7 protein-coding genes are annotated in these 12,194 nt (G+C 65.8%); 1 reads left to right on the top strand and 6 read right to left on the bottom strand.

What is annotated here, in order from left to right; all coding sequences use genetic code 11:
• Positions 1 to 3 precede the first annotated feature (3 nt).
• The 6 genes from AC1DW0_RS07865 to AC1DW0_RS07840 form a co-directional block, all read right to left on the bottom strand.
• Positions 4 to 876, bottom strand: a complete 873-nt coding sequence (locus tag AC1DW0_RS07865; RefSeq protein WP_457391001.1) for a CE1 family esterase — start codon at positions 874 to 876, stop codon at positions 4 to 6.
• A complete protein-coding gene (locus AC1DW0_RS07860) occupies positions 873 to 2,447 on the bottom strand; it encodes a GH39 family glycosyl hydrolase (RefSeq protein ID WP_457391002.1) in 1,575 nt (524 codons plus the stop codon). The genes AC1DW0_RS07865 and AC1DW0_RS07860 overlap by 4 nt, the downstream gene beginning before the upstream one ends.
• A gap of 26 nt (positions 2,448 to 2,473) precedes the next feature.
• On the bottom strand, positions 2,474 to 4,495 hold the full coding sequence (locus AC1DW0_RS07855) for a glycoside hydrolase family 2 protein (RefSeq protein ID WP_477945307.1): 2,022 nt from the start codon (positions 4,493 to 4,495) through the stop codon (positions 2,474 to 2,476).
• Positions 4,496 to 4,919: 424 nt separating this feature from the next.
• Positions 4,920 to 5,375 (bottom strand): hypothetical protein, encoded by a 456-nt coding sequence (locus AC1DW0_RS07850; RefSeq protein WP_056197069.1) that lies wholly within the window; start codon positions 5,373 to 5,375, stop codon positions 4,920 to 4,922.
• A 15-nt stretch (positions 5,376 to 5,390) separates the two neighbouring features.
• Positions 5,391 to 6,314 carry a hypothetical protein gene (locus AC1DW0_RS07845; protein WP_457325491.1) on the bottom strand — a complete coding sequence of 308 codons (924 nt, stop codon included), beginning with the start codon at positions 6,312 to 6,314 and terminating at the stop codon, positions 5,391 to 5,393.
• A 207-nt stretch (positions 6,315 to 6,521) separates the two neighbouring features.
• Positions 6,522 to 9,155, bottom strand: coding sequence for a DUF2235 domain-containing protein (locus AC1DW0_RS07840; protein ID WP_477945306.1), 2,634 nt, complete (start codon positions 9,153 to 9,155; stop codon positions 6,522 to 6,524).
• 619 nt (positions 9,156 to 9,774) lie between these two features.
• Between AC1DW0_RS07840 and AC1DW0_RS07835 the strand changes: the two genes are divergently transcribed.
• Positions 9,775 to 12,108: a nitric-oxide reductase large subunit gene (locus AC1DW0_RS07835; RefSeq protein ID WP_477945305.1), complete on the top strand. Its 2,334-nt coding sequence runs from the start codon at positions 9,775 to 9,777 to the stop codon at positions 12,106 to 12,108.
• The last annotated feature ends 86 nt before the right edge of the window (positions 12,109 to 12,194 follow it).

Genomic DNA, 12,194 nt, shown 5'->3' with positions numbered 1-12,194 from the left:
GCGCTAGAAGCGGTCGAAGAAGGCCTTGGTCTCGGCTGCCGAGAAGCCGGGCGGCCAATGCCCGCCGGCCGCGTGGCCGCACCAGACGACCGGCTTGCCCGCGCTGCAGCCCTGGTACTCCACGCAGCCGTTGGTGCCGATGGGCTTGGTGGTGGCGCTACAGCTGTTGCGGGCCAGGAAGGTGTTGCGGGCATCCTCGCCGGCGGAGTAGGGCACGACGTTGTCGTCCATGGCGTGGTCGAAGATCGCTGCGACGCGATGCGCCGAGCTGCCGCATCCACTCCACAGCGAGCCGGACAGCGGGGCGATGGCTCGCACCACGTCACCCATCTGGCAGCCGATGGCGTTGGACATCATGCCGCCGAAGCTGAAGCCGGTGGCGAACACCCGTTGCGGGTCGGTGCACACGCCTTGCTGGACCTGGCTGATCATGCTGCGCATGAAGCGGATGTCGCGGTCGCCGTCGTTGGCCCAGCCGGCATCCAGGCCTTGCGGGGCGATGAAGATGGCGTTGTCGCCGTACAGAGGCTTCAGTCCGAAGAAACCGCCCCAGGTATAGACATCGTTGGCGCTGCCGCCGCGCCAGTGCAGGCCGATGACGACGGGATAGGTCTTGTTGCGGTCGTAGCCGGCCGGCATCTCGATCCAGTAGCTGCGCTGGACGTTGTCCGACGTGATCGACTGGAGGCCGGTGCTGAACTTGGCCGTGATGCCGCAGCCGGCGCTGCCGGTGGCGACTGGTGCCGGGGGTGGTGGCGTGGGCGTTGGCGTCGAGGAACTCTCGGACGCCGAGCCACCGCCGCAGGCGGCGAGCGCGCAGAGGAGCAGTAAGGCGCCCAGCACTCGCCGCGCCACCGTCGAATGCAGCCGCCTCATGGCTTGACGGGCTCCACCGTCACCAGCGCGATGTCGTTGCTGCGCATGGTCAGCTTCCACTGCAGCTTGCCGTCCTTGCCGACCTTGACGATGCGGTCCGCCTCGGGCTGGTCCTCGGTGAGGCTTTGCAGCTGGGCCAGCTGTTCGGCGCTCAGGTCCTTGGGAGCACCCATTTCGAGGTAGGCGGTGTAGGCGTCGTTGACCTTGTGGCCGGTGCGGCGCACCAGCACGCGGTAGTTGCCGGCGCTGACGTTGCGCAGGTTCAGCGTGACGGCGGGTGCCGGACCGTTGGGCACCGGCTTGCCGAAGAAGACGCCGTTGCTGTTCTTCTTCTGGTCGGGATGCTGCCAGTCCCAGACCACCACGGCGGCCTTGCCGCCATCCACGGCAGCCAGCACCTTGTCGTCCTTGCTGGGCACCTCCTTGCCGCGCAAGGCGTTGAGGTATTTGTAGGCGAACCACGCCGGCTTGCGCACGCCGTCGCGCGTCATCAGGCCGAAGCCGCCATGGAAGGCGCGGTCCGGCGGGCCCGGCTCCTCGAACAGGTCGCTGTAGGTCCAGTAGCTCATCGCCTGCGCGTAGCCGCGCGCGCCGCGCAGCTTGGTCAGGATCCACGGTGCGCTGATGTAGCTGTCATGCACCTTGTCGCGCGGGTTGTAGCTGGTGCTCCACTCCGTGATGTACAGCGGGATGCCGGGGAAAGCCGAGGCCTCGATCTCGCTGCGGTTGCGGCGCACGTCGCCAATGATGGAGTTGGCGTCGGGGGCCAGGATGCGGTCGGACTGGCCGTATTCGTCGAGGAAGCCCTCGGTCACGCCGTAGGTGTGGGTGGTGACGAAGTCCACCGGCACGCCTTGCTGCTTGGCATAGGCCAGCAGCTCCGGTACCCAGGCCGCGCCGGCAGTGGACGGGCCACCCACCTTCAGCGCCGGATCAACCTTCTTGAGGGTACGCGCCGTGTTGGCGTAGAGCTCGAAGTAGGCCTTCTGGTCGGCCTTCTCCCAGAAGCCGTCCAGGTTGGGTTCGTTCCAGACCTCGAACGGCCACTTGCGCACTTCTTCGGCGCCGTAGCGCTGGATCAGATGGCGCGCGAATGCATCGATCAGCTCGGCCCAGGGCCCCGGCTGCGGGTGCGAGGTGTTGCCCTTCCAATGGAAGATGGTGAGATTGGAGGTCGTCATCACCTTGGGCGAGAAGCCCAGTTCGATGAAAGGCTTGATGCCGCGCGCCAGCAGGGCGTCGTACAGGCGGTCGATGCCGGTCCAGTCAAACACCAGCTTGTCGCCTTCCTTCTTCACGGTGCCGTAGACGTCGTGGAAGACGTCGTGGAAGCGCACGGAGCGAAAGCCCAGTTCGTCGACGGCGGTCTTCAGCTGTGCGAGGTTCTCCGGGCGACCCGTGGTGCCGACATAGTCGGAGCCGACCGCCAGATCGAAGAAGCGATCGACTGGCGCCTTCGCGGCAGCGATGTCGAGGTCGACCTTGCGTTCGGCCGGGCCGGCGGCGCCCGCCTGGGCGCACAGGCTCAGCGCCAGCACGGCGGCAGAGAGGGAAGTCAGGCGTTTGATCATGAGGGTGGGGCGGCGCGGGATGGCGTTCAAGGTTGGATGTCCCATTCGATGCTGTCGGTGGCGCCGCGCTCATCGCGCACGCGCAGGGTGGTGCGGCCCGGCGCCAATGGCACCGCGGGCCAGGCGGCGATGCGGTCGACGACGGGCACGGTGCCCATCGGCTTGCCATTGACTTCCAGGCTGGCCTGGCGGCCGTTGCTGTAGGCCTTCACGGCCACGGTGCCCGCGGGCCGCGGGCTGGCGCGGCGGTTGGCCAGATGCAGCACGGGCTCCCGCTGCCACCAGGCCTGCCAGAGCAGGAAGGCGTCCTTGCGGAAGCGCCGGTCGTAGGTGACGAGGCCCTTGTCGTTGACGCCGGGGGCGTCGCCTTCGTTGCGGCCTGCCGAGGCATGGTCAAAGCCCAGCCAGACGAAATGACCCCACAGGAAGGGGCGCGCCGAGAGCTGGCGGGCATAGGCCTCGTGGAAGAGGGCCTGGTACTGCTCGGGGTGCCAGCGCGCGCCCGGCTGCGGCCTTTTCGGCGGGTCTTCCTGCTGCAGCACGCTGGCGCCGGCGCCGTATTCGCCCAGGCCGATGGGCTTGGTCGGCAGCTTCTCGTGCAGGCGATCCGCCCAGGGGCCGATGTCGGTGAACTCGCCGTCGTACCAACCCCAATAGCGGTTGTAGGAGGCCAGGTCGGTCTGCAGCGCCATGGGATGGTCGTCCGGCGCGCAGCAGTGCGCATAGGTCGTCAGGCGTGCCGGGTCTTCCTGCTTGGCCAGGCGGTGCAGCTCGCCGAGCAGGTTGCGGATGGCGTCGTCAGAACGGTAGACCTCGTTGCCCACGCCCCAGACGGCCACCGACGCGTGGTGGCGGTTCTGGCGCACCAGCTCGCGCAGCTGCTGGAACAGGTTGTCGCGGAAGGCCGGCGCCTCGCTCATCGCCGCGTTGAGCGGGATCTCGGTCCACAGCACCAGGCCGAGTTCGTCGGCGCGTTCGTAGACGCGCGGTGGGTGCTGGTAGTGCACCAGCCGCAGCCCGGTGACGCCGAGCTCCATCAGGATGCGCAGGTCCTCGTCGACCTCGGCATCGCCCACCGCCACGCCGTGGCCAGGGCGGCCGGGGTGGAAGTAGTTGACGCCATGCAGCGGGTACGGCTTGCCGTTGAGCAGGAAGCCGCGCTGCGGGTCGACGGCGACCTGGCGCAGGCCCAGCGGCAGCTGCACGGCGTCGCGCACAGTGGTCCCCTGGAGCAGTTCGGCGCTCAGACGGTAGAGGTAAGGGTCGAACACGCCTTGCCACAGGTGCGGCTTGGCTACGTTCAGCTGCACGCTTGCGGCGTCGGCTGCGCCGGCCGGCAGCTCCACTGCCTGGCTCTGCTGCAGCACGGTGCGGCCCGCGGCGTCGCGCAGTGTCAGGCGCAGCAGGCGCCGGGCGGGCAGGGCGGCGTCGTTGCGCAGCTGCACCCGCACCTTCAGCTGTGCGGCCGCGGAGGTCAGGGCCTCGGTGTCGACCTGGACGCCAGGGCCGCCATGGTCGAGCAGCTCGATGTGAGCGTCGTCGGTTTCAATGAGGCGCACCGGCCGTACCAGGCCGCCGAAGACGGTGAAGTCGCCGCCGAGCGGCGCTACCTGCGGCAGCGCGCCGTTGTCTACGCGCACGGCAAGCAGGTTGCGGCCGGGGCGGAGCAGGTTCGTGATGTCGAAGCGAAAGCGCGCATAGCCGCCGTCGTGGCGGCCGGCGCGCTGGCCATTGACCCAGACCTCGGCGGCCATCGTGGCGGCGTCAAACTCCAGGAACTGGCGCCGGCCCGCGGCTGCGGCCGGACGCTCCAGGACGCGCCGGTACCAGGCGGCGCCGCGGTAGTAGGCGCCGCCCGCTTCGCCGTCGACGGCATTGAAGCTGTGCGGCAAGACGACCCGCGCCCAGGTGGAATCATCCAGCTCGGCCGCCGCCTTGGCGTCTCCAGCCTGGAAGCGCCAAGGCCCATCAAGCAGAAGCTGTTGACGCTGCGCCATCACGGGCATGGCTGTCAACATCACCGCCAAGGCCAGTGACAACTGCTGCATTGCCCGCCCCAACAGGGCGTGCCGAATTCTTCGAGACTTCGTCATGAGGTTCTCTGCAAGGGCCGGTCGGGCTGACCCTGGAAGCGCACCTTTGCTGACGCGTGGAAGAAGTTGGTCATCAACGAGGACATAAGTTTTTGATGGGAGCATCAGGAGCATGAACACAACAGGCAGCAAGTATCGGAAGTGTAGGAACCCAATTCGAAAGCGCTCTATCGCAACACCGCGTCAACCACCTGGTTTGGCGACAATGTGCATTATGTAAAATCAATAGCGTGCGGCGCCCATGAGGAACTTCAGCTTGCCAAATAGCAGCGCCAAGCACTGCGGCCCAAGTGCTCGCAGCAATGGCTTCATCCTGCGCTACCTCCCACAAAGGCGCCAAGAAATCGACGCACTCGGTCCCTCGCAGCGACTACTCCACTTATTTAAGCGCTTCCTTCAAGGTCTCCGCACCTTCCACGATCGTCTTGCCGTTGCCCGTCAGCACCGCTGCAGCGAAGTCGATGACGGCGCCAATCTTGGCGAGCTTGGCCTTGACGCTCTTGACCTTGGCAATCACCTGCTGTGCCGCGTCGACCGCCGACTTGATGTGCTCAGCTGAAATCTTCGCTTCACCTGCTTGCAAGAGGATGCTCAAGCCGGTGAGAGCGGTAGCTTTCGCTGCAAGGCGGTCTTGTGTCGCCAGGACGGCGTCGATGACCTCCTGCGCGGTCGCCTTCTTCAAATCCTCATTGAGCGCATCAAGCTGGTCGTTCAGGAACGTTCTCAACGAGGCCAGCGAGGCTTCGTCAAGCTGATCCCCGACCTGGGCTACCGCGATGAGTTGCTGCTCAGGCCCGGAAGTGCCTGTGGATTCATTGTTCGCTTCGGTGCTCATGCTCTGTTCCTGTGCTTAAAAGCCCGCCTCGATGGCATCCCGAGCCTCAAGTGTCTTGGTCCGGAAGTCGTCCAACTGGTTCAGCAGCGCACGCGGGTCCGACTTGAGCGCCTCTTGCTGAAACACCGGCACAGAGACAATCCAGGCGTCGATGGCGGCGACGATCTTGGTGGGCACATCGCCGGCTTTGCCCGCCTTGGCCAGGCGGGAGTCGATCGCCTTCGAAGTCACCCCGATCTGCCGGCGCAGTTCCGCTGTTCGGATGGGCTCCGCTACGGCCATGGGTTTCCCCATGCCCACACTGATCTCGCTGCCCCGCGTCACGCGCGCGGTCGTGGTCAGCCAGCCGTCGTAGTTGGACTGCTGGGCCTCGTCGACAAAAAAGCTTCGCAAGACGCGCGCGTTGGCCACGAGGTCCGGCCCTGCGGCCACCAGCCGCCGGATGCCGTCCTCTCGCTCGGCCTTCACAAGGACATCAGCGAGCAGCGACAACACGCTGGCGACAGCGGTGACCTTCTTTGGATTGACGATCGAAGCGCCGTCCTTGTCCTTGAGTGCGCTCAACTTCTTGGCCGTTCCCTGAATGGAACTGCGAACCTCGAACTGCTTGTCGTCAACCATCGCTAGCAGGGTCTTGGCGTAGAGCTCCAAGGTGTCGACAGTGACCTCCTGGAACGCAACGGTGGCGTCACCCGTCAACCCACAGCTCTTCTTGAGCGCCTTGGCACCTTCTACATCGCCCGTTGGCGTTGATTCCGACAGCAAGACGCGCACGTCCGCCGCGTCATTGCACAGCTTGGCGACCTGCTGAATCTCCTGTCGAACGGCACCCGTCATCTTCGTGGTCTCACCGGCGAAGTTGGTGATCGCCTTGTAGTTGGCGCAGCCTGCCAACGCCAGGACGGCCAAGGCCGCAATCGCACGCAATGGCACGCTCATGTCTCACTCCCCTTTGAGCCTGTAGGCCTGTGAATGATCGGCGGCGCTGGGGGAAGGCTCATCCCAAAAGTTAATGAGGCCGCCAACAAATTCCCCCGAGGCAAACTCATGCACCAGAAGGCGGCAAGCTCGACGCGCCGCAACAGGTGAATGGACGCCGCTGCACGTCGGAGCGCGATGCCGGCACGCGGTCCGGGCATCGCACGCTCAATGCCTGCGCGGACAGTTTTCGCCAGCCGGCGCCGGCGGGGTGGCCTCGGCGGTGCTCGCGGCCGAGGCGGACGGCGAAGGCCCCACGGTCACGGCCGCCGAACCGCAGTTGTTGCTGTAGAACCAGTTGGCAATGTAGGGGACCGGCACGATGGCGTCGCTGAGGTACAGGAACAGCTCACCGTCGCGCGACGCCGTGAACGTCAGCTTCGCCTTGCCAGAGCCCTTTTCAATAGGCTGCATCTTCAAGACCGGCTCGACGTTGCCGCGCTGGCCGATGCGAATCATGGGAACAAAGTAGTCGACATCCCATGAGCGCTTGATGAGCGCAAAGAGGTTGTGCGGCCAGCCCCGTGCCTTCAGCCCCGCCACGCTGGCCTCGACGCCCTTGTCGTACCAAGGCGGGCTGGCGCCGGTGTCCAGCTCGATTTCATACGACTGGTCCGCCTTGACGGAAAGGCCCGTGGCCCAGCAGACCTCGCTCGTGTCGAAACGCGCCTTCGGAGCAAGGGGACTGTCGCCGACGTCCCGTAAAGATTTTGAAGGCGTGCAGAACGCTCCCGCCGAGTCCGCGCTGCGCGCGACGAAGTGGCTGACGCCGCCCACGATCAGGTACAGCAGCGCCAACGCAAAGATCAGCGGCACGATGCCCCGGGAAATCAGCCAGGCCGCGCCAATCAGGAACGGGTTGTTGCGCAACACCCGGGCCACCTTCAGCGTGGGCGTGCTGGGCACGTGGCCGTCGATGACCTTCTCGATCCGCCGCTGGACGCGCACCCGCCAGAGCAGGACCGCCAGCAGGGCTACAACCAGCAGCTTCAGAACCGGGCTGACATCGGCCCATGTTTGCCACTTGGTGTATGCAAGGACCACCACCACCACGACGCCCAGGAGCGCCGCCGCCTTGAGGGTGGAGTTCTTCGCCGAGTCGCGGACCCAGGTCACGTAGTCCTCGCGCCGGTCAGCATGCCAGGCAAACCAGGCACGGTCATGAACGCGCTGCCGAAGGAAGTTGCTGACCTGGAACAGGCCCCCCACCATCGCGATGACGACCAGCATCCCGAACGGCTGCTCGCAGAAGGCCTCGACCCAGCCTCTGGCCCAATTGGGCGCCAGCTCGCGCAACTGCGGCCTCCAGGGCTCGACGATGCCCTTCAAGGTCTCGTTGATCCCGTCCGATGTAGCCTCCGCGCGGCCGCCCAGCTGTTCGTTGGCCCGGCCAAGCGTTTCAAACATCGCCGCGGCGAATTTCTTGGCGTCCAACGGATAAATCACCAACGCCAACGTCGCGAACAAAAACGCGAAATACGCGACCCGGCGCAACCAGACCGTATCGCGGATCTGTTCCACCATGCCTTGCAAGGGCGCGCCGATCTTTTCGATGGCCACCCTGACCTTCTCGGTCCTTGATGCCGCCACGCTGGCCTGCGCCGTCGTGGACTTGGACAGCTTCATGCCCCGGTCCTCGAACCCCACCATGGGCAGCAGCGAGCCGTCCGGCGCCAGCACATCAAACTCGGCGGGCAGCGCGATCGGCGCGTAGGCATCCGAGCCGTAGGCGATGCGCGCGATAACGCTGCCATGCACGATGGCGCGGATGGGCTGGCCCGTGGTCTTGTCCATGCCCATGTCCACGCGCCGCGGCGCGTAGCGGTAGTACGAGCCTGCGCCCGCGCGGGCGTCGTACAGCCGGGCAAAGGGCGACTTTTCCTGGGCCACCTCCTGCACGGTTCGCGCGTCCAGCCGCAGGCCTGCATCACTGGCTTGGCTGATCATCCAGTCCAGCGTCACCAGCGATTGCTGGTCCTCCGGGTAGCCGCCACCCACGTTGGAGTGGGCGCCGGAGAACCACACCTGCGTCAACCGGTCCGGCGGCACCTTGTTCGCGGCGACCAGCGCAGCCTCGTGAGCCTCATCGAAGAGGATGGGATGGAAGGTCTGGCGCTCGTCATCCAGCGACAGCGCATGGCAGGCGCGCTGGACTTGCACGCTCAAGTGATGGTCCTTTGACACCATGGGCCATATCAGCAGCGAGATTCCCCACTTGAGCTCGTCCACTGGCATCCCATACGCCGCCACGGTGTCCCACAGGCCAAGGAAGCGGATAGGGACCTTGCGCCGCTCCGGCGGCAAGTCCTGAATGTGGCGCCTGCCGGCGAGCGTCGAGGGCAGCAGCAGCAGGTCGCGCAGCCGGCGGCCCAGCCAGACGATGGGGCTCCAGGACGGATAGGTCTCGTTGCGGTAGCGGCGGTACGCCGCCAGCGCGTGCGCATGCAGTTCAGACTCGGACCGCCCCTGCACCAGGCCCTGGCTCTCGATCAGTGCGACCACCACGCGAATGGTGTATGCGCCCCGGCTGAACCCGAAGCCGTAGATCTCGTCGCCCGGCTCCCAGACCCGGCAGACGAACTTGTAGAGGTCGATGACGTTGCGCTTGAGGCCGTAGCCGAACGCGCCGCCCAGGGCGGCCAGGTATTTGTTGGACGACGTGCCCACGCCGTCGTCATAGTGCGCAAGCTGGTCGGGCTCGGTCTGGTCCAGTGCCTGGAAGATGCGCCAGACATTGGTCTTTTCCGCCTTGGCGGAACTGTTGCCCGTTCCGTCCGAGCACAACACGAGTCTCTTTGGCATGTCCCCTCCCACTCCCAACAATGAATCGACGCCGGCGGCGCCACACACTGGCCTTTCAGGCCGCTGCGGCTAATTCGGCCACGCCTGCACGCGTGAGTCGCCGTTCTGCACGTGATAGTCGAACGCGAGTGCCACGCCCAGCTCCGAGACCAGCTGGGCTTCTTGGCCGTGGCCGCGGCCGGCACGAAGGAGGCGTCATAGGCGCGGTGCATCCGTAGCCGCTTCACGACAGGCGCTTCACCCAGCTGGGCGAAAGCATCTTTCCATTCGAGCGGTACGGAGGCCTTGTCCGGGCCGGAGCTGATACTGTGGGAGTCCAATCGCAAGGCCAACACCGAGCGCCGATTTCAGCGCTCGGAACTCCAAATTGCCCACGGCGCGATCTCCCAGTATTGCGTTCATGGCACTCCCCTCCCCTGGGCCTGATTTCATTCGGCCTCTCTCAGGAAGGCATCCCCAACACTGTGGAAGGGCTGGCGCGCTCCCACTACTAAACGGTGATGGGCACTCGCTGGCCCAAGCCAGCCGCGTAAAACGGCCGCGTGCGTCTGCTGGCGCACATACACCAGGCTGAGGGGCGTGCACGATGCCCGGCAATGTCCGCCCGCTGGGAACCATCATGAATGAAGCTGCGCTGCCTCTGACCGACGAGGACGACGGCCCCTTGTCGCCATGGTGGGTCCGCACCGTGTTGATCGTGATGGCGCTCGGCTTTGCCGGCCTCATCGCAGTCACGTTGCTCGCCTACCGCAATGCACCGCCCATCCCCGCGCAGGCGACGGACCTTGCAGGCTCGCTGCAATTCAGCGGCGACGACATCGCAGAAGGCCAGGCCGTGTTCCTGAAATACGGGCTGATGGCCAACGGCAGCATCTGGGGCCACGGCGCCTACCTTGGGCCAGATTACGCGGCCGCGGCCTTGCACCGAATGGGCGAAGTCACGGCCCAGTCCATCGCGCTGGCGCGTCACCAGCAACCCTTTTCGGATCTGACGCCGTCTCAGCAGGCGGCGGTGCGCGCCGAGGCGGCGGTCGAGCTGAAGACCAACCGCTACGACCCCGACACCGGGGTGTTACGGCTGACCGCCTCGCAAGCGGCGGCTCATCGAGAGCTGATCGAGCACTGGACCCGCTACTTTCACGACCCGGCGCTCAATGGGGGGCTCTCGGCCGACCTGATCACGGATCGCGCGGAGCTGAGGCAGTTCACAGCCTTCGTCAGCTGGGCCGCGTGGGCTTCCGTCGCCGTGCGGCCGGGCGAAAGCTATTCCTATACCAACAACTTTCCCTACGACCCGAACGTTGGCAACCGGCCGGTCGCCGGAGCCCTGTTCTGGAGCGCCCTGAGCCTCGTGGTGCTGTTGGCCGGGATCGCCGTGGTGCTGCTGGCCTTCGGCAAGTTCGATTACCTCGGCTGGGTCACCCGGGGTCACAAGGTCAGGCCGCAGCTGCTGCCGGGCCAGTCCAGCGACGGGCAGAAAGCGCTGGTCAAGTTCTTCGTGGTGGTCGCCGTACTCTTGCTGGGGCAGACGCTGGTCGGCGGCGGTGTCGCACACTACCGCGCCGACCCGGGCAGCTTCTACGGCTTCGACCTCGAACGCATCTTTCCCAGCAATCTGCTGCGAACCTGGCACCTGCAGCTGGCGATCTTCTGGATCGCGACCGCCTATGTCGCTGCGGCGCTGTTTCTCGGGCGTTCACTGCGCAAAGACGAACCGCGCTGGCTCGCACCGTTGACGCACGTGCTCTTCGCTGCGTTCGCCCTGGTGATTGGCGGCAGCCTGCTCGGGGAGTGGCTGGGAATCTCGCAGGTGCTTGGCGATTGGTGGTTCTGGCTCGGCAACCAGGGCTGGGAATACCTCGAACTCGGCAGAGTGTGGCAATACCTTCTGGTGGCCGGCCTCTTCGCGTGGTTCGCGCTGCTGTGGACCCTGGTGCGCCCCCACGCGCTCGCAAACCCCACGGTGCGGCCCATCGTCAGGATGTTCCTGGTCGCCGCCATCGCGATTCCGCTGTTCTACATTCCGGCGCTGTTCATTGGTGCCAAGGCCAACTACACGGTGGTCGACACCTGGCGCTTCTGGATCATCCATCTGTGGGTCGAAGGCTTCTTCGAGTTCTTCGCCACGACCGTGGTGGCGCTCACGTTCTTCCAGCTCGGCCTGGCTCGCCGCAATGTGGCCTTGCGCGTGATCTATCTCGACGCGATCCTTTATTTTCTCGGTGGCCTGATGGGCACCGGCCATCACTGGTACTTCACCGGCCAGAGCAACTTCAACATGGCCTTGTCGGCCTTGTTCTCCGCCCTCGAGGTGGTTCCGTTGACCTTGCTGACGCTCGACGCATGGGACTTCGTGCGCACCACGCGCGGCGTGCGCGACGCCACGGGCAAAGCCATCGAGATCCCGCACAAGTGGGCCTTCTATTTCCTGATGGCGGTCGGCTTCTGGAACTTCGTCGGCGCGGGGATGCTCGGCTTCCTGATCAACCTGCCGATCGTCAGCTACTACGAAGTCGGCACGCTGCTGACGCCCGCCCACGGGCACTCGGCCATGATGGGTGTCTTCGGCATGCTGGGGATCGCGCTGATGGTCTTCGTGCTGCGCCAGACCAGCGATGACTCACGTTGGCCTGCGATCGAAAGGTATGTCCGGGTCGCGTTCTGGGGCACCAACGGCGGCTTGGCTCTGATGGTGGGCCTGAGCCTGTTCCCGGCGGGGCTGCTGCAGCTGTGGGACGTCCTGCACAACGGCTACTGGCATGCCCGCAGCCTGGACTACATCGCCAGCGAACGTTCGCAGCTGCTCGAATGGATGCGCATGCCAGGCGACGTGGTGTTCATCGTGTTCGGGGCCGTGCCGCTGGTGATCGCGTCGGTCAAGGCGTACCTTGGCGTGCGGGAGGGCGCCAAGTCGATACGCCCAATGCTCGTCCCCGCGAAGCTGCCGGTGTAGTGCTTGTGATCGCGCCCGCCCTGCCGCTGCAGGCATGACGGGCACGGTACGCGACCGTGCGACAGCGCACGGACCCGGCCGATCGC

It is taken from the genome of Roseateles sp. P4_D2 (assembly GCF_056401875.1).
The sequence above is the reverse complement of the archived record's forward strand: the minus strand, read 5'-3'. Positions and strand labels throughout refer to the sequence as shown.

Excerpts from the sequence above, each read along its gene's own strand:
- AC1DW0_RS07850 (WP_056197069.1), bottom strand. The coding sequence starts at position 5,375 with ATGAGCACCGAAGCGAACAATGAATCCACAGGCACTTCCGGGCCTGAG.
- AC1DW0_RS07845 (WP_457325491.1), bottom strand. The coding sequence starts at position 6,314 with ATGAGCGTGCCATTGCGTGCGATTGCGGCCTTGGCCGTCCTGGCGTTG.
- AC1DW0_RS07840 (WP_477945306.1), bottom strand. The coding sequence starts at position 9,155 with ATGCCAAAGAGACTCGTGTTGTGCTCGGACGGAACGGGCAACAGTTCC.
- AC1DW0_RS07855 (WP_477945307.1), bottom strand. The coding sequence starts at position 4,495 with ATGCAGCAGTTGTCACTGGCCTTGGCGGTGATGTTGACAGCCATGCCC.
- AC1DW0_RS07860 (WP_457391002.1), bottom strand. The coding sequence starts at position 2,447 with ATGATCAAACGCCTGACTTCCCTCTCTGCCGCCGTGCTGGCGCTGAGC.
- AC1DW0_RS07865 (WP_457391001.1), bottom strand. The coding sequence starts at position 876 with ATGAGGCGGCTGCATTCGACGGTGGCGCGGCGAGTGCTGGGCGCCTTA.
- AC1DW0_RS07835 (WP_477945305.1), top strand. The coding sequence starts at position 9,775 with ATGAATGAAGCTGCGCTGCCTCTGACCGACGAGGACGACGGCCCCTTG.